Source organism: Saccharibacillus deserti (genome assembly GCF_013618475.1).
GTDB classification, from domain to species: domain Bacteria; phylum Bacillota; class Bacilli; order Paenibacillales; family Paenibacillaceae; genus Saccharibacillus; species Saccharibacillus deserti.
Map to the genome: position 1 here is coordinate 359,213 of NZ_JABJVN010000001.1, position 19,438 is coordinate 378,650.

Annotated in this window: 14 protein-coding genes; 7 read left to right on the forward strand and 7 right to left on the reverse strand. The window is 38.4% G+C overall.

All coding sequences use genetic code 11. The features are described from left to right. Positions 1-26 precede the first annotated feature (26 nt). The 7 genes from HOP44_RS23100 to HOP44_RS01610 form a co-directional block, all read right to left on the reverse strand. A complete protein-coding gene (locus HOP44_RS23100; protein WP_343059781.1) occupies positions 27-3,458 on the reverse strand; it encodes a phage tail tape measure protein in 3,432 nt (1,143 codons plus the stop codon). 602 nt (positions 3,459-4,060) lie between these two features. Beyond that, positions 4,061-5,695: a phage tail tape measure protein gene (locus HOP44_RS01585; protein WP_172249934.1), complete on the reverse strand. Its 1,635-nt coding sequence runs from the start codon at positions 5,693-5,695 to the stop codon at positions 4,061-4,063. Between the two features lie 53 nt (positions 5,696-5,748). Next, the gene (locus tag HOP44_RS01590) at positions 5,749-6,240 is read right to left on the reverse strand and encodes a hypothetical protein (protein ID WP_172249936.1); all 492 of its coding nucleotides are present in this window, start codon (positions 6,238-6,240) and stop codon (positions 5,749-5,751) included. Further along, positions 6,227-6,724: a hypothetical protein gene (locus tag HOP44_RS01595; RefSeq protein WP_172249938.1), complete on the reverse strand. Its 498-nt coding sequence runs from the start codon at positions 6,722-6,724 to the stop codon at positions 6,227-6,229. The genes HOP44_RS01590 and HOP44_RS01595 overlap by 14 nt, the downstream gene beginning before the upstream one ends. Positions 6,725-6,782: 58 nt before the next feature. Then, the gene (locus HOP44_RS01600; RefSeq protein WP_172249940.1) at positions 6,783-7,010 is read right to left on the reverse strand and encodes an HU family DNA-binding protein; all 228 of its coding nucleotides are present in this window, start codon (positions 7,008-7,010) and stop codon (positions 6,783-6,785) included. A 149-nt stretch (positions 7,011-7,159) separates the two neighbouring features. Next, on the reverse strand, positions 7,160-9,814 hold the full coding sequence (locus tag HOP44_RS01605) for an RNA dependent RNA polymerase (RefSeq protein WP_172249942.1): 2,655 nt from the start codon (positions 9,812-9,814) through the stop codon (positions 7,160-7,162). A 2-nt stretch (positions 9,815-9,816) separates the two neighbouring features. Beyond that, a complete protein-coding gene (locus tag HOP44_RS01610; RefSeq protein ID WP_172249944.1) occupies positions 9,817-10,611 on the reverse strand; it encodes a hypothetical protein in 795 nt (264 codons plus the stop codon). Positions 10,612-10,794: 183 nt separating this feature from the next. On the opposite strand from HOP44_RS01610, the gene HOP44_RS01615 reads away from it, so the two are divergent. The 7 genes from HOP44_RS01615 to HOP44_RS01645 all read left to right on the forward strand — a co-directional run bounded on the left by HOP44_RS01615 (position 10,795) and on the right by HOP44_RS01645 (position 19,424). Then, a complete protein-coding gene (locus HOP44_RS01615) occupies positions 10,795-11,859 on the forward strand; it encodes a tyrosine-type recombinase/integrase (protein WP_172249946.1) in 1,065 nt (354 codons plus the stop codon). A gap of 1,678 nt (positions 11,860-13,537) precedes the next feature. Continuing rightward, positions 13,538-14,767 carry a hypothetical protein gene (locus HOP44_RS01620; RefSeq protein ID WP_172249948.1) on the forward strand — a complete coding sequence of 410 codons (1,230 nt, stop codon included), beginning with the start codon at positions 13,538-13,540 and terminating at the stop codon, positions 14,765-14,767. A gap of 368 nt (positions 14,768-15,135) precedes the next feature. Further along, on the forward strand, positions 15,136-15,927 hold the full coding sequence (locus HOP44_RS01625; RefSeq protein ID WP_172249950.1) for a hypothetical protein: 792 nt from the start codon (positions 15,136-15,138) through the stop codon (positions 15,925-15,927). Between the two features lie 437 nt (positions 15,928-16,364). Beyond that, positions 16,365-17,180 (forward strand): hypothetical protein, encoded by an 816-nt coding sequence (locus HOP44_RS01630; RefSeq protein WP_172249952.1) that lies wholly within the window; start codon positions 16,365-16,367, stop codon positions 17,178-17,180. A gap of 186 nt (positions 17,181-17,366) precedes the next feature. After that, the gene (locus HOP44_RS01635; RefSeq protein ID WP_172249954.1) at positions 17,367-17,564 is read left to right on the forward strand and encodes a hypothetical protein; all 198 of its coding nucleotides are present in this window, start codon (positions 17,367-17,369) and stop codon (positions 17,562-17,564) included. Between the two features lie 1,309 nt (positions 17,565-18,873). Beyond that, the gene (locus HOP44_RS01640; protein ID WP_172249956.1) at positions 18,874-19,074 is read left to right on the forward strand and encodes a hypothetical protein; all 201 of its coding nucleotides are present in this window, start codon (positions 18,874-18,876) and stop codon (positions 19,072-19,074) included. Positions 19,075-19,133: 59 nt separating this feature from the next. Beyond that, positions 19,134-19,424 carry a hypothetical protein gene (locus tag HOP44_RS01645; protein WP_172249958.1) on the forward strand — a complete coding sequence of 97 codons (291 nt, stop codon included), beginning with the start codon at positions 19,134-19,136 and terminating at the stop codon, positions 19,422-19,424. The last annotated feature ends 14 nt before the right edge of the window (positions 19,425-19,438 follow it).

The window sequence follows — 19,438 nt, forward strand, 5'->3', positions numbered from 1 at the left end:
GACATTCTTATCTGCAATACCCTTACCTAATGAGATTCTTGGGTTGCAATCGCTTTTATGAGAGCCGCTTCTACATTATACTTTTCTGCATACTTGTTGATTTCTGTAGAATAAGATCCAGTCACTTTGTTAGAAGTGGGAACAGTGGAGGAGGGGGAAGAAGTACTTAAACCAGCGTCGCTAATGTGCCGAGCAGTGTTGTACTTAGGAGCCCAATAGCTGCTATTCATATCAGCAACTTTAAGCCCGCTATTGCCCATATGAACAAACTTCTGATCGCCAATATATACGCCCACATGACCATTAGTTCGGTTCGTATTGAAAAAGACAAGATCGCCGGGTTGAAGATTTGCTTTAGAAGTAACTTCGGACCCTTTTTTAACCTGGCTCTGTGTGTCGCGTGGAAGATCGATATCTAAGAACTCTTTGAACATTTCCTGAATGAATTGCGAACAGTCTGCGGTTACACCCGCAACAAACTCTTCGAATGTTCCTTTGTATTTGCCGTTCACATTCGCATATTTCCACTCTTTAGGGTCATTAGCCAATGTGATAGCGTTAGAGAGGAGGGATTCGAGTTTACTGCCATCTTGAACACCCGGAGAGCCATCTGCGGAATTACCTTTAGTTGTTTTGGTAACCTTTTGAGAAATGAGATCTTCAGCAGAAGCATTCTTCAGAAGATCGATTTGCTCTTGGATTTTCTTGTTCTCATCTTCATAAGAACGAATCATAGCTTGGGAATCTTCGCGCATTCTCTTCCGAGATCGTTCCATCTTATCTTGCTGAGCCTGAAGATCTTTTAGCTTTTGTTGAGTATCGGTAAGAATCTCGATTGTCTCTGTATAGGTTTCATTAAGCTTATTTTGTTCTTTTTCATTTTTCTTAGCGGCATCTTCGGCTTTCTTCTGGGCATCTGCTTGTTCGGAAGTTCCGTATGTAGTGTCTTTGAGAGTCGAATTAGCTACCTTTGCCGCGCCAGCCATTTCGTTATACCTGTCCGCATTGTCTGAAATGAGATCACGAAGCTTTTGCAGTTCACCCGTAGTGCCAGTTGGAATACCCGCTGCTTCCGCCATAGCATTAATGGCGTTTTTCATATTGCCCGCCATAGACAAAGTGTTCGCCGCATACTCAGACATTTTAACCGTATTTATTCTTTCATCGATTTGTGCGAGCACAAGCTTAGAGTCGGCAAGCGCCTCAATTGCTTTGATTTCTAGTCCATAACCCTTGTTGATCTTTTCTATAGCACCGTTAACAACTGCGATCGTTCGTTTCTCTTCGTTATCAATATCGCTATTAAACAAGTCTATTTTTGAATCTCTTAAAAGCTCAACAGCATCTTTTTCTAAAGTCCAGCCGCCTGCCGCTTCTTTTGCGGCATTTGCAAGTTGAGGATATTTAGCGACAAGATCGCCTACTTGTTCTGCTGTCAGTTTTTGGCCTTGTCTCATTTGATACAGTACATTATTAAGCGTTTTAACGTCATCAGCGTAGTTATTAAACATTTCAGCAAAAGTTGAGGTTTTTCCGTTAACTGTTTCTAATGAAAGAGCAGTTTCATCGGCAGCTAAACCAAGATTGTTAATTTCCTGAATGGCAGGATCAAACTTAGCATCAGCCGTAACAGCGCCCATTTGACTAAGAGACGTAGTAAGTTTCTGGATTTTATCGTCTCCGAGTGCAACATTCGGGCCAATTAAAGCGCCTAATGCTTCGCCAATCTTATAAACGTCTTTTGTATCAATTTTAGAGATACCGTCTCCATACTTCTCTAGACTAAGTTTGAAATCAAGAGCAGAAACATTGGCTGTAGCTGCCGCATCTGCCAAGGATGATCCATAAATTCGCATTTCAGAGGTTACTTCTTTTCCATCGGCTACCATTGTATCAAAGTAGTTAGACATAGTAGCCTTCAAGGATTCCGACTTCTTCTTAATGTTAACTTCATATTCGGAATTCGCTTTATCAAATGCATCTTTTCTTTTTGACGCTTGTACTCCAAGCTCTTGCAAGAACCGATTTAAATTATCTCTATCAGCCTCAACCTTTGGATCTAATGCGATAGATTGAGTACCGCCGCCCAAATCATAATTAAAAGAGAATTTTTTACCTTCTTCGACTTTTGCAAGAAAATCGTCGACAATTTTCTGAGCTTCTGCCGAGTCTTTTCTTAGCTGAGCAACATCGATAGCGCCATTCTTGATCTTAGCGTCAATACCAGTGCTGTTATCATCGTACTCTTTAGCAAGACGATCTCTTTCAAGTTTGGCTTCAGTTTCAAGGCTGGCTATGCGATCATTAATAGCTTTTGTATTTTCTGCAACAGAGGCCGTCTGCCCATCAATAGTAGTGGTAGATAAGCCGTATTGAGCGGAGAGTTGCTGTTCGACCGAAACCAGTCGAGACTTTTCTTCCGCTGATTTATTTTGTTTATCCGAAAGAGCCGTATATTCCTTACCTAATTGCTTAAGCGTTTCTAAGTTTTTATTTGTTTCGGCAAGCTTGCTCTGAGCAGAATCAAAATCTTCAACGGACTGTTTAGCATCTGAAAATTTACCAGTAATCCATTCCAGAATTTTCCCAACTGCAAAAAATGCCAATCCAGCGCCTAGAGTAGAAGCTAATCCAACGGCCGCAATTCTAGTCGCCTTTAGTGCTCCTTCCATAGTAAACAATCCTGCTACAGTAGTTCCGATCTTCCTACCAAAGTTTAGTAGTGAGGTCTGCATTGCACCTAGTGTCATATTAAACGCCATCATTGTGACCTTAGTCCCCACGAAGGCGGCACCGGCAAGGCCAAGAATAACGGGTAGCGCACCGAATTTATTCACCAATTCGGCAAAGTTGTTGGCTAGGTTAGCAATAGCACCAGTGAATACAACGATAGAATCAGAAACAAACGCTTTGCCCATAGCTAAAGCAAACGTGTCCCATGCCGTCTTCATTGACTGAACCCGCGCACCAAGCGAGCCCATATATTTCTCGTTTTCTTTCATGGCTGAACCCTGCGAGTTTAAAGCGGAGTCAGTGGCGGCAGTTGCTATATTCCAGTTCTGCATAAGGCTCAAAAACGAATTGAGCTGATACTGACCAGCTAACTGATAGGCTGTATGTTGTTGTTGTGCATCAGAAAGCGTATTCCATTTGGCCGCAAGATCGTTGAGAATATCCGAAACGGGCCTAATATCACCCTGCATATTTTTCATGGCTATGCCTACACCATTCAGTACGCCTTCAGATTTTTTCATCGCGGTCAAGCGCGAAAGGATACTTTTTAATGAGTTCCCGACTACTGATCCGCTCTGTCGAGTGGCGGTGGTGATGGCTGTTCCGTATCCTAAAATTTCTTCCATACTTGCCCCGAAGGTTTTGCCTGCCGAACCTGATCGGGTCAGGATTGTTGCTAAATCCTGAGTTGTAATCGATAGGAATAGGTAAGGATTTGATGTTATCTCCGCCTTTTCCCCTCCTTCACACCGTACATGCGACTTTCACCGCATACGGCGTTCCATCTGTCTTCTCATAAAGAGAACAGACTTAGGGCTGTTCCTCCTTCTCCATTACAGAGAACTCATTGGTCGTACCCTTACTCTCACAAGAATAAATGCGTTTCGGTTCAACCTTATCGCAACCGTCTCGGATAGTAGTCCTTGTTTCGACGTTTCTTGCTTTCGCTGTTCCTTACTTTTTAGCTATACATTCTGATTTTAGGTTTTCCCTCTGAGTCTTTGAGCTTGATATCCCCATTGTTGGATATAGCGAATTTCTCAACTTCGAAATGTACTCTTCGCCACTCTATAATTATGTATAAGACTCGTACCTTCGGGTTTTCGTCAGTTCATAAAGAACATTCTAACCATGATCAGCTTTTCAGCCGCCCGATTTATCTGCTATTAAATAAGCATTCAATCGACTTCACCTAGCTTCATACCTCATTTTTCTACTTAAAATGACGCATGTAGGAGTATTAGCGTTGCAGTTTTAGAATACATGGTTTCCTCATTCCTGCAATCAAAAGTAAAGTTAAGCCTAAATAGGCTCCTGCATTTCCCGTTTAAGCGGTTATAACAGAACGGCTCGCACCAAAGTTATTATCGACTTCATTAAGCGCATCAACAATCCCGATAGATTTGCTTGCCTCAACGTTAAATACAGTCATAGCTGCTGTTAGCGTATCGACGGACTCTTTAGGCGTTAAATCAGAGATGTTTTGCGCCAGAGTAGAGACCTTAGTTAACTCATCGGTCTGGGCACTATCAAAACCCATACGAGCAAAACCAATCGCATTTTCATTTACATCTTGAATGCTGCGTCCGAATTCATTTGCAATATCAATGTTCCGCTGCACGATAGTAGCAAAATCGCTATGTTCATCCATGACTCGGCGCAATTGTGTTTCCTGAGCATCTACGTTAATTACAGTACTGAAAATGCTTTTAAGAGCTGTTAAAGGAGCATACATAGCAGACATGGCGAGTTGAAACTTAGCCATATTAGCCATGGCTCCAATAAGACCATCACCGAAAAAACTAATTCCTTTTTTAGCATCTTTTGCGCTAGAAGAAATAGATTTAAACTGCTCATTTATCCCTGAAATCGTATTAATTCTATCTCTAGTGCTTCCTGCAAGTCCTTTAAGTTGATCTTGAAGTCCTTTGATATCTGTATTTAGCTTACTGCCATTTTTAGAATTGTTGCGCGCTCTTTCAAGTTTATTTGTTACATCTGTGATCGCTTTTGCGTATTCTTGATATTCTTTTATTTCTGTGTTGATACTTTGTACAGATTTATTTCTAGAACCGAAGGAGCCAGAGACGCCATTCAGCTTGCTTTCAAGTTGATTCAATCCCGCAACAAGACCGTCATTCTTAGCATAGCTAGTCCTAGAGGCGTTGATCCGAGCAGCGCTATCCATAACGGTTTTAGCGTACTGCTGTTCTAGACGTTCATTCTCTTGTAACGCAGAATTATGCAGTTTATCATTAGCCACTTTCTTTGCCGTTGCCTTTGTTTCGGCATCGGTTATCGCTTGTCTAGTCCTCAACGTTTCTCTATGGACTTGTTCCCGCTCAGCGTTGACCATTTTTTCATAGTCGAGCGCCTGCTTCTGAGCCTTCGCATAGTCCATAACCTTATTATAATTACGCACATATCCATCGGGATCTGTATTGACGGTTACTGTTCCGCCTTTTGAATTCTGATATGTATTCGAAACGCTGCTTATCGCACCGGCCTTGTTTTTGTTCTCCTTCATTTTCGTCCTGGAGTACCCAACTAATTCGGCTTCAAGATCTTGAAGGGTTTTCTTTTGTTTATTATAAGCGTCCGTCTCTTCTTGAATCTTCTTCTTAGATTCATCGACGCGTTTGTTGCTTTTCGTGATGATATCGCCATTCTCAAGTCGCTGCTTCGTAACCTTTTCAATGGTTCCGTCAAGACGTTTAAATGTTTCGATTTCTTCGTGAACAACTTTCTTCTGAGCCTCAAGAGCAGTACTTAGCTTTTTCGTGGCTTGAACGAAGCTATCCATCGATTTAACGAAGGACTTATCAACGTCTACTTTTAAATCTAGAGTTTTTAGGGAGGGATGTTTTGAGAGGGTTTTTATTGCGGAGTTAATATTGCCTATACTTGCACCGATGTTTAGATTGGCGGTTATAAGCAATTCAATCGAATGATCGTTTGCCATTTTGCACGTCCTTTATGATAGAAAATAAAAAAGAGAGCCAGAGGCTCTCAGGATTAACGCGAGAATTTTTGTGGGTTTTTAGATCGATACTCTTCCCACTTTTTCTCTTGAATAATTCTTCTTGCTTCGGCTCCATTAACAAGCTCTTCGAACGCAGCGTAATAGCGTTCAAGCTGATCTTCAGGAAACTCATTTATTAGTTGACTCATCAGAGATTCGTCGCCTCTATGTACTACACCATAGTTATAGAGTAACGTTGCGAACGGATAGATATCCGCTTCTTTATAGCCCTCTGGGCCTTCAATATCTGTGAATTCTCGGATAAGTAATCCATGAAGAATAAAATTGAGTTTTAAAGTGTAGCTCTCAACTGCTTGTTTATCTTTTTCAATACGCTTAATCTCTTCTGCGATACCGGTCATAATCTGATCAATCGAAGATTGCTCGAAAAGCTGAGATACTTCAATGTCGTATCCATGAATCACAACGAACTTAGTGAATTTCGGCTCTGTCTTTGGAACCACAAACTTATTACGCTTCGTCATTTTTCAAACCCTCCGCGTATTTCAATACACGAGATAGATTGTAACTATTAATTAAATTCGATTTACCGTAGAGGTTGCCGAACTCTTCTTCTGCCCAAGCAAGGCGGCCGGCATGGAATCCCTGGATGATTTCAGTTAGAAGAGAGGGGGCAGTAAGGTTTTTTCCAGCATCATAATAATCCATTGCGACTTTGAAGGCATCTTTCCAGTTAGCGAAGGCTTTGCCAAATTCAGCATCAGTAAACTTTTCGATAAGCATAGTTTGAAAAAGAACTTTACTCATGATCAAGAATTCGAACTCTTCGCAATTATTCTTCAAAGCGTCTTCGAGTAGTACAACGGCTTTAGAAGCAATTTTATCGATCTGATCTTCCGGCCAATCCACACGCAACTTTACTTCGAATTCTCCGTTTAGGACGGAGATTGTTTTTAGCCGCGGTCTAGATTTTTCCATCTTCTTTAGCTGTTTTGCAGTCAATTTCATTTTTAATTCATCCTTTTTTTGTTTTAATAAAATAGTGTTTTCATTTGTTATTTTTACGCTATTGAATTTCGTCTATTAGTTTAGGGGAAGGAATAAAGAAGGGGATTTTTACTCCATTTTCTGTTCGAGTATCAAAAACGCCAAATCCAGCCAGCGTAATTTTTTCGTCGCAGAGTAGCAGGTCTGAGATTTCTTTAAAGATCAACGAAACCGCCTGTTCTGACTTATCCTTACTCATTCCGCCTTTGTGCCGCAGACAGGCGGCTAGGTTCCTCCTATTTGTCATATTAATTGCTCCTTCTAAAAGTTAAGGGTTAAGAGAAAGGAGGAGAGAGCGCCTACGATGACTCTTTCCTTCTCCCTTGTATACCCTTAACGTTCAGCAAATAAAGACGAAAAACCGTTGATAAATAAAGGTTTATTTATAATATTTGATTATTTAATATGTCCACGCGCATTTTTTTTATTTCTCCGTTCGCGTTCCTTTTGCTTTTTGTATTCTCGTCTTAGGCTGAGAGAACAATCTTCACATCTCACTTTGCCTTTCTTCCTCAGGGTTTCCTTACCGCACTGACATGTCATTAGTAGCGACATATTACGCTGTATGTTCAACAACATCTCTCTTCCGAAGATTTTCCAAATAGTCTCCGCATATTCTGATTTTTTAATATAGAGCGTGTATGTAATGATCAGATCTGTAACATCGACTACATTGGGATTTATCGCAGCTATATCTTTGTACAGCTTACTATATTGATATAAAGCCTTCTCATCGAATACTTTTATCTGATGTTTCTGCTTGTTGAAATTATCAAAGGTATCGAGGATTAGCCTATCTGCATCATTTAGATTTCTGATTCTCGCTATGTAATTCTCGAACTCATCTTTTTTATGTATTAGCATCGAATAGTCCATAGGTTCTAGAGCGCCGGGTTTAAAGTGAAGCCGATGATTTGGAATGTTTTTTCTTAAACGTGCCATTGGCGTATTAGAATCTGCGTCATTGTTTACTCTGTCGGCTGATTTATCTTTCGCATATACGAAAAACCCTGGTAACTTGCCACTCGTAACACTATTTATTTTCTTTTGAATATCTTCAGGAACAGGAGGACAGTAGCGGGTTTTAGCGAAGTCTACTGCGTAATTAGCTAAGCAGGTTAGTATTTTGATAAGATTAATATCCGCACCTTCTTCGTTCCACGCCTTTGTAATCTTATTACTGTACTCACCGACGTTCGACGAACGATAAGCTTCAACCATTCCCTTGAACAGCGATTCATGATTAATAGGTTCAGCTAATGCGGTTCCTCCTGTATAATACAACGGCACTATGGACTCCATACTTCGATGAGCTGCTCCAACTAGAGTCTTATTCGATGACACCAGAACCTTGTCACCGTCCACATCGAACTGAAGGAGGCGGCTGATTGGATCATGTACAGATGTGAAGACTCCGTTTACCGTGAACCATTGCGAGATACGGTTATCAAGCCTGTTAACTCTCACTGCATGTTCACGGTACAGGTGAGGGGAGCGGAGACAGTCTACCTCTTCGTCATTCTTGAAATGCCGACAGTACACTTCTCCGTTTGCCAATAAGCCTTTAGGGTTCTCAATACCTAAGAATACATGCTCGCAGAAAGCATAAAGATCAGGAATAACAAAGCAGTATAAGCCATCTATAATCAATCTCGCCGCCTTCGCTTGCCGGATATTTGACGCTTTTATCATTTTGATCGTTCGTTTCAAAAAAGGAGTATGTAAGAGAGGAGGATATAGATTTGCTGCTCGCTGCAAATAACTGCTTTTATTGTCTACTTGGGTAGCGCCAAGAGCTTCGAGCATCTTTTCCTTGCTTGACGCCAATCCTTTAATCAACTCCGTGGTCGGCTTGCTTAACTCTTGTATCTCTTCGTCTGTGATTTCTAGGGTTTGAAAGAACTGGTAGTTCAATCGAACGGTGTCGTAACCCTCTGAATCGTCTTTATTGAATTGCGCTGCCTGACAATTATTTTTCTTATAAAGCCGCTGATATTCTTGCCAGGAACTATAATACTTCCACATCTTAAACTGACTCTTCGTGAAAATCACTTCGATTTTGTCTTTGACGATATCGTACTGTTTGCCATAGATGTCTGTAACAATGGTATTACCGCTGTCTTTTGCAAACTTTGCAAAATCAAATGGAACAAGAAGCCCCTTGATCCAGGGTAAGCGAGTCATGAATGAGTGCTGGCTTTTTGACGGCAAGATCATCCCGCATCCGTCAGTGTGATTAATAGTGACTGGCATTTCTTTTCGTTCGACGTTGTATTGTTCATCAATATGATCAACGAGTGTTGTATGCAAAGATGATGAAAAGTCCTCGACTACTACACATTTGTTGATATTAAACGAATGCCAGGGAGCAGAAGCAGTCATAGAAAGTGCTAGATAGGCGAGAAACTTATTTACGTTCATGCCGCCCAACTCATTAATCTTCTCGATAGTTAATCCGCACATAAGAGTGTTGGAATGCTTTTTATACGCGCTTTCCTTGATGAAAACACCCTTTCTCTCGCGTATCTGTCCTGCTGAGGAAGAGAAGAAAAGATATTTTTCTTCGTTGAACAGAAAACCGCGTTCTATGAGTTGCTTTAAAATTTCTTCTGAATAGGACTTCACAATAATAATATCATCATAAACATTCATTTCTTTAATGTTGTCAGAAGCCTTAAGTTCGAGCGTTCGAGTAAGAACAGACTCGAAAAGTGAAATGATATTATGTTTATCGTTGATGCTGTTAGGATCTAGCGTACGCACTCTTTCATTCGTGTTCGCAAACTCACGAAAAAGTTTATTTAGGCGGTTGATTTCTTTGATAAGGCTGGCACGCCGAGCACGAAGGGCTTTGATTTTTTGAGCATTATTATCTTGAGATTCGCTCTCCATTTCTTTTTTGATCGCTTTATCAATATTTGTTACTTCAATTCTGATTTTAAATAGCTCGTCATGTTGAACGCGTTCATTGGGTATTAAGAAGGCCGATGAATCAACGGCGTATACATATAGCTGATTAGAAAGACTTGCATCTCTTTTTATTTTTATCACCCTTAATTTTTATTATTTTTATCTTTAAGGTCAGGAATTTCTACTGTCACTTGGTCGAAAGAAATAGGAATTTTTAATAAAGCGGGAAACCCGTTTAAACTTGTCTCCAAATTCAAAATAGTAGTCTTGCGACTCCTTTTTGAAGCAACCTTTTCTTTTATTCGTTTTTCACCGGATAGTGCCTTCTCGGACTGCAAGACGCACATATCTTCTCCAAACATAAATGGTCTTCCGTTATCAGAAATAAGATATTTTCCAATATGCTCTTCAGCTTTTTGCTTTTGGGGGAATTTTGTGACCTCCATCTTACTTAGGTTGATAATATAATTTGGCTTGGCCGTAGCAGTACGTGTATTCTCTGATAGCGTTAGTGGTCTGAGATTCGATAATGCGTATCCGATGTTAGAATCAATCCGATCTATAGAGGGTCTTTTAGGATGAGCACACGAATTACTCTCAAAAATATTTGAAAGTCTAACCCACTCGTTCCAGAAGCTTGGTTCGTTCAATAGATCCAAGCTCATCACAAAAGGATCGTTCCAGTCGCATTGCATACCGGAATAATATTTATCGCTTTTCTTTGAACAGGCCTGAATACGCTTTTCGCATGAACCGTAAAGAAAGAAAAAGGAGAGCTTATGATCTTCTGAAATCAGACTTTCTTCGTTTGCTTTCTCGGCAAAATAGATGCCGCGAATTTTGTAATCCGCCATTTTAATATTAGGATAACGTTGTTGCCACATTTCTTTAATTTCTGGCCGAACTATGTACCAACCATGCTTTTCAATCTTCGGCATATAATCTCCTTAGCTATGTATTACGGCATTAGTTTTAGCGCCGCAATACTATTATATCGCAATCTATATAAAAGTAAATTTTTTTATAATATTTATCTTAATAGAAAAATGAGGGTTGAAAAATTTATATTACTGATTAAAATTAATATATACAATAAAATATGTAAAAAGGAGTTGATTGAAGTGTCTAGCTTTCAAAACAATGTTGTAGGGCTACATACTAAGTCAGTATATGAGAGCATCACCGCCTTCTTTATGAAGTGCAGCAAGAAGAGCGAGAATACGACTAGAGTTTATGGCTCGGCAATTAGCCGCTTCTTTTCTTGGCATTGCAATAAACAGTTAAATGAGTTGCTCGAAAGTGACTTGGACGTAACGAACGATAGAATAATTCGTTATCAAGACTATCTTTCTAACGATCTCGACCATGCGAATAGCTACGTAAACACTCAACTTTCTGCTATCTCCAGTCTTTACAATCACCTTCAACGAAACCGATTCGCTGTAAGAGCAGACGACTTAAAAGTCGATCCTTTACCAGACGAGAGTGAGCGACATGGCGAACTTGAATATGAAGAGGCTGAGCAAATGGCAAGACTTGTCCTTAAACAAGTAAAAGGCCAGGAGAAGCACTGTCTTATTAGAATGGCATACGTGACAAGTTTCCGTATCAGTTCGCTTTTAAACATAGAATGGACAGACATCGTTTATTCTGAGAAAGACGGTTGCTATTTAGTTACAACGATTGGTAAGCGGCGTAAACGTCATACACGACCTATATCAGCAGAACTTTACGAAGAACTTCTTAAAATCAAAGAACAAGATTATTACCAGCGCTATAATGACAATAAAATCTTTCATCTGACAGAGAAGACAGCTAGGACAATGATTCATAATCTGTGCGAAGAAATGGGTATTCCAGATGAACGAAATATTGTATTCCATAGCCTCAGAAACGTAGCAGCGGGATTTATCCGTGATAATGGCGGAGACATTGAAGCGATCCGCGAACAGCTCAATCACAACGGCTATGGCGCTCTTAAGCATTACATGCATAGCAACAAAGACTACGCGAATATGCCTGGCTTAAAGATGGAACAAGAGCTAGACCTTGGACTGTTTGAAACGCTTAATAGAGAAGAGCTTTTAAATATCATACTTTCACAACAAGGAAGCCACTTGAACAGTCTGTATCGTGCAGCAGAGCAACTTCAAACGAACAAAAGTCAGAATATTCGAGCAGTTTAAAACCGCTTCACACCGCTGTTTTTTACCTAAGTACAAATCATGCAAGGCGGTGGTACAAATCATGCAGGATGGTAGTACAATTCATGCAAAGCAAAAGTACAAATCATGTCTGCATGAATTGTACTGTATAAAGAAAAACATAAATACTATACAATATACGTAATAAACATAGATACACAGTATTAAGGAGAGAGCTAAAGCGCTTCTCCTTTTTTTGTTTTTGGCCGATTATTTTGAGGGCGCTAGAACGTTAAATACTAAAGAGAAATTACAGCATCGATTCTAAGCTTAGATTTCATTGCTAGCTATTTGAAATTAACGGATACAATTGTCGGTTAGGGTGATTGTAAGGGTAGAGGTATTGAGGTTGAAATTACATTATTAAATCAATAGATCTGACGAAGAATGGATGTTAAAGGTCATCGGTAACAAGAAAGCGTATGCGGTAGTTATCGAAGTTAAAAAAACAATACGGTTAATCCTAGTTCAACTTGGTGGTAATCCCTTATTCTTTTACACGAAATTCAAACATAAACCTTCGACCCCACACTTTATACCCGGACAACTAGAAGTGCTTGATTTATAGATAAATAACAATGAAATTTGAGCTTAAAATCGATGCTGGTAGTGACAGTTACTTCAACCCACGCTTTAATCGAGATCCAGAATAAATCTCGCCTTATATTCACTTACATTTTGAACGTGTCTCAAAACTCAATAAATGAATAAGGAAAACGGAACAAAGCATGTCTACCCTTACAATCACCCTAGCCAGCGCACAAACATTCTAATTCTACACATTACATTAGGAAATCAGAGCTTAGAATCGATGTTGCACTGCCAAGCTCATAACCACTTTCCATAGCAGCAAATCACAGAGAACTTCATATTCAAAACCCGTCCTGAAACAATTCGACATCAACCAACGAAACGATAAACAAAAACAACCAAAACAAGAGAGGGAAAGCGCCTCGCGCGCGACCCCCTCTCTAATACTGTGTATAAAGTATACTTAGTATATTGTATAATATTTATCTTTATATTATTACAGTGTAAATCATGCAACATGAATTACACTTTCGTAACGCATGAATTACACTCGCGTAGCGCATGATTTACACCTAGGTGAAAAATGGCGGTAAATCAACGTTTCTGAAATAGAAAAAAGAGCAGCCAGAACGAGAGCAGAAGTCGCGTTTCGCGCTTCGCTCTAATACTGTGTATACGTATATTTAAGTCTATTTGTATAGTATTTATCTTTATATTTATACATCGGAATTTATGCAGACATGATTTCCGATTTTGCCCTGCATGAATTCCGATACTGGTCTGCATGATTTCCGACGCTGCTCTGCATGAATTCCGATTAGGTGAAAATCGGCTTAAAATAAAGACTAATAAATCCGAGTCTAACCCGTCCCTATTAAGATAAATATTATAAATTTATTGATTTTTACTCGGATCGGAGCTATACTAGAAGGGTAGCATAATATAATTGTGCTTAGAGCATCAGTAAACAGAAACCGTTCTATATCTTTTAAAGTAAAGGAACAATAAATCATCAAGACAAAAAGAAAGAAGGAAGGTGCACCATGCAGGTTAAAGCTCCGTAGTAAGGAAAGGAAGAGATAGATCCGTTTTAAAAGTTAAAATAATAAAAAATACAAAAGGAGAAAGAATGATTAAGGTAGTAGATAGCATCATGGGTAGTGGGAAGACACAAACAGCTATTCAAATGATGAACAATGACCTAGATAGCCGCTTCATTTTTGTTACACCGTATTTAGACGAAGTTGAAAGAATTAAACACGCATGTGCAAAGCGAAACTTCTATGATCCAAAGAATTACGATTCAAACGGTGAATCGAATGCCAAGATAGATTCTCTTCATAAGTTGTTGGCAGATCGCAAGAATATTGTAACAACTCACGCGCTCTTCACAAGTGCAGATGAAGTAACTAAAGAGCTTATTTACGCCGGTGATTACACGCTAGTTCTAGATGAAGTAATCGACGTAATTACTCAATATCCTTTGTCAAAGGGCGATCAAAAGTTGTTGCAGAACTCTAACATGTACGATATAGACGAAAGAGGTTTTGTACGCTGGAATGAAGAGAATGAAGAAGCGGTTGAATATGAAGGACATAATTCAGGCTTCAAACGGGCAGTAAAGAGTAAAATGATTATGAAACATTCTGACTCCGTTTTTGTTCAACTCTTCTCAAAATCCGTGTTTGAAGCATTCTCGAATATCTACGTTTTAACCTATTTGTTTGAAGGCCAGATTCAAAGCGCATACTTTAAATTGCACAATATGCCTTATGAAAAATACCATGTACATAAGCTAGATAATGGAGCATCCATCTTTAAAGCTGGCGACAATAAAGAAGAAGAAAAGTTGCTTAAACAGAAGTTGAAGGAGAAGGTTCATGTTTTTGAAGGCTCAATCAACAACGTTGGAGAGAAAGACTACACCTTATCCTCTAGCTGGTACGAAAGGCACAAATATAATGAAATAGTCAAAAAGTTATTGAAAAATCATCTGATTAACTACTTTCAGAATAAGAACGGTGTAAAAGCTAAAGATGTTATCTGGACTACCTTTTCTGACTATAAAAACAAGCTGAAAGGTAAAGGGTATACGACCAGCTTCTTATCGTGTAATGCAAGAGCCACTAATGCTTATGGTGATCGACATTACTTAGCCTATATGATTAACCGCTTTGAGAACCCTGTTATAAAGGCTTTTTTTCAGCAACATAGTATCCAACTCAATCAAGATCTTTGGGCTACCTCTGAACTTATTCAATGGGTTTGGAGAAGCGCTATCCGTAACAATGAAGTAATACATATTTATATCCCCTCTAAACGAATGAGAGAGTTGCTTTATAAATGGCTTGAATCATGAGATGGTATTGAAGGCAATTGTTAGAGTGAAAGAACTTACTCGCAGTAAGAGTTTTTTGCTTGTCTCTTAAAAGGAAAATTTATAAAGAAAAGATCAAAAGCAGAGGGTCCCGGCTATCCAATTCAGCTACCGCTTCATTGGAATCACCGTGACACACTCTCACTACGCAAGCGTAGCGAGAGGATATTGATACATAAACTGTTATAGTGAGCCGCAAAGGGTGAATTGCCGCAGGCAAGAGGGAAACGGCGGCAGGTTCATTAACGGTTTATGAGCGTAGCGAATCGTTAATGAAGTTGGTGAAGAGTTTCCCTAAAAGAATTACATTAGTAAGTAATAATAAAAATATAAAAAGGAGAAATAATAAAATGATTAACCAAAACGTAGATTGCTCTAAACTACATGTAGGACAAAGAATCGAAAGCCAGGATGAACTATGCAAGCTGCTAGGAGTAGATAATATGGAGGGTGACTATAGTGAATACGAGCAAATTGGTCTATTCGCATCTTACTTTTCTTTTGTTGAGGATGAAGAAGGCTTTCTAATCAAGGAAATCTATAATGGGAATAGAGGATTGGTTGATGGAGAGCGCTTTGTATCTAAGCTTGAACATGCGCTTCTGCATACACTGGATAATCAAAAGGATATCGCTTCTTTGCTTGTTCCAGTAGATTCCTTTACCTATATGATGGATCAGATTAACCGCTCTGAGTTGCCAGTTAGAGATCTGATGCCAGCAGCGCTAGAATACTTGAATAGCGAAGAAGCAAGAGCGTCCTATTACGAAGATAAAGACTCAGTTTCAATCGCTGTTCATGAAGCACTTTTGTCTTTGAGCGATCAGGCTCTAATCTATAAAGTAGAACACTTTGTAGTAATGGAGGATGGAAAAGCGCGGATTACTACCGACGAAGAGACATTGAACATCTTGACTGTACATCGAGACGAGCTGGTTAAGAGAGGCAATAAATTTTCAACCAAAGACGATTTGAAAGAACAAGGGGTTTGGCACGAGTTTAGAGAGACTGTGAGGCAGAATCTAAAGCAAGAGCTTGGGTATGATTACGCAGGAGAAGCCTATCTGATCGGATTCAACCATGACGATGTAAGAGATGCGCTTCTTCGTTTAGCAGCAATCGAAGCAAAACAACTCAACTAAATACATATGAAAGATAGAGGCTGTTCGAGATGATCGAGCGGCTTTTTTGTTGCATTCAGTACTCTAAAGGCTCAATATAGTGCCAATTGATTCAAATCTAAAAAATAGATCAGTTGTTTAAGATTTACTGTGAGAGAAATAAATCTTTTTTGAATAATAAATTGATTTTTTATAACAAAATTTTAGCAAACTTATACTGTGTTCTTCTCGTTTATATAAGTGAGTACAGCATAGAGCATAGATGGAAGGGATTTTTAACAGAGATAACAAATTAATTTATTCTTTTAATTCAATAGATTTAAAATGCTTAAAAACAATATGGAACTAACATAGGAAGAAAATAGAAAAAATACAGCAATTTGACAAAATTAAAAAGAAGTAGTAGGGTTTAATTAGGAATTAAGTTTTCCTAAAATAAATTACAAAAGGAGTTTACTATGAAAAAAGTAATGATATCGGTTATATCTTCTGCTTTATGTTTTGGATTAGTTAGTCCTGTGCTTACTTCAGCGGCACCTATAACATCCGCAGTCGAGGTAGATCAGATGACACCAGAGAAACAAAACTTCGTTTTTTTGGAAGGGAATCCGGGGGATTTACATCTCGTTTATACTTATGAGAGTGAGGGCATCACTTACAAAGTGGACGAGCACTCAAATGAAGATTTTACCGAAATCCATAGCATTATTTACCAAAAAGAGGCTAATGGAGAATTCGTTGAATTCAGCACTCAAGACACTACCATAGATAGTGAAAATTCTCTTATTAAACTTACTACGGACCAAGGCGGAGTCATTTCTTCTGAAGCACAAAGTGTAAAGAGTATTGAGCCCATTGTCTCAGGAATACCGGCTATCCACTCTGATCGAGGAGATAGCTTCACCACTATGGACAGTTACAATGGGACTCCTGTAAAACCTTGGGTATATAATTCTTGGAAAGAAGGATCCTCGTCTATAGCAAGGTATACTCTTACGGGTGTAGTTGGGGCACTATCTTTAATAGCGGTTGACTACGCACCAGGAGCATACAAACTTGGTGCGGCTGCGATAGGAGCTATGGCTACTTTATTCGTTGCAGATAATGTTCAGACAGTGTATTACAAACAGAGATACGGTCAGAAGAACTCTGCAGTTGCCCCAAGTGTAATTGTTGCTAATCAAATTGATACTCTGTACTACTCAGAACCAGGTTTTAAATATCTAAAAGGACGGACAAACCCTATAAGATCGTTGCCGGGATATGTAGAATAAAAGTTCTTTTATGATAAAAGATCCAGCCTTGATTTGTTGAGGCTGGATCTCTTATTATAATTTATAAGAGAAATGTTACTGGTAAATGAATGTAACATAGATTTTAAATTCTTATTAATCATTTATCTGATATACTATAAATAGAAATCTGTCTTGGCGCGTTCAAAAATTAAGGAGGTAAAGACGTTGAGAAATAAAATAGATTTAAAAATATTCTTAATGAATTTTATTAAATTTTTTGTAGTAACAATGGTAGTTTTTTTGGTAGGAAATTTATTTGTATTACATAAAGAATGGGATGAGATTGATCATAAATTTTATTTAATAGTTGGAACTACTATGAGTTTACTGAACGCACTGGTTACAAGTAGGTCTAAGGAGTAATTATATGCTGTATTTTAAAGCAAAGCTTGCATTCTGGCGTCTCTTGATTGTTGAGATTCCAGAATTTTTAATATTCAAAAGCAGTTACTCTAATGATACGTTATTGAATAATTATAAGATTAAAAAGGCTACCTGAGTAATTTTTTGTGATTCTCAAAATCCTCAATAAAATGTTGTAAGAATATTAATTGTTAGTAGGTGGAGGTTTTTCTAAAATTGCATCGCTAAAAAGGCGTGAAAACGGAGAAAGCCTTGCGGGAGTAAGATTTTTTGAAAAATAGGAGGTAAAATAGGCATTTGCATCGCAAAAACGTTGATGTGACGCGGTTTTCGACTGTTGATAAGGGAGAAAATCGGCTAAAATAACCTGTAATCAAAATAGTTACAATTATGTTACCAATAGAAACACTTGATACATAAGGCTTTTACGATGCGATCACGATGCAAATAGCGATACAAATTAATCAAAAAGTTACAAAAAGGTTACAAGTAGAAAGGCTAATTTTAAACCGTGCTGTGGAAATGGAAGTGCTTATGCTCTATTCCGCGCTTGGGATGCCCTGCCGGATTTCAAATATCCCCCCGGCATATAGGGCTGTGGATACCTGAAAAAGAGGATTGCAGGGTAAAGAAGCCCGGAAACACTGGGTTTTGACGGTGTTCGGCAGCCGGATCACTTACCGGATCTATCAACTGTGGATGATTTCAAAACGGAGCGGAACTGTCGGAAACTCTTTCGTTCGCCTTTGCTATACCCCGCCTACAATTTGATTTTACATCGCATCGTAAGACAAACCTGTAACTACAATACTTACTTTTATCTAATGTAGACATGCTGGCTATACACTGCTTACATTTTATCCTGCTCTTCATCTTTCTATCTGATATTCACACACCTTTATCAACTATAAGTAATTGGATCAAAGCTATTACATCGTCACGACTAGTATAGTTTGATCTTTAATATCCTCAAATTCTTACTCTAGCTCATTTACTCTATACTGTATTGGTAAAGATTATTATGACTGCTTGTCGCTATAAAGAATAAACCTTACATTTTCTGCTCGTTATTTGTTCAGCTTGAATCTAAGATATATAACCTGAATTTCTAATCTTAAATTATATATCAATTTCTTGTTCTTGATTCCAATACTTATACTAAAAGTTCAGTTCAGATAAGATAAATAAGTACTATTCAATTCTTGAGCTGTATATTTTTTAAATCGTAGATTATTAAAATAAATATGTACAAATATTTTAATTAATATATAATGTGATGTAGAGTCAAATTTCTAATGAAGGAGTTTTAATGAACAAAGAGCCACCAATTCAACAAATCATATTTTGTGACGAGATTTATAACATGCAGCAATTTACAGACGGTTCTAAGCGAATTTTTAAAGAGAAGAATGCAAGAGGATTTAAAATTAATATTAAAGTTTCTGGAGATCCTGAAGAACACAAACAAGGCATACAAGCATTAAAAGACTTTTACAAAAGGGTTTTATAAAACTCCTCTTTAAACAAAAATGTAATACACATGATGATTATAGGAAGGAGGTTTATGTTGTGAAAGAAGCAGATTATAAATTGATCTCAGCAACCAGTGAGGGAGAAATACTAATTGCTTATAAAAGTAAACAAGATATTAAATTCAGCTCTGTGAAACAGATTGAGTTTGTAACGCACAGGTATGGAAAAGGAGCTGCAGAAGGTTATGCGATGAACTATTTTATTCGAATTACTAAAGAAAATAATGAAACGGCTCAATATCCAAAAGAAAAGATGGATCTTGAAGCGGCAAAAAAGGTTTTGATAGAATCAGGTGTAGCTTTTAACGAGAGAGATGAAATAATATAAAAACATAGGTAAAA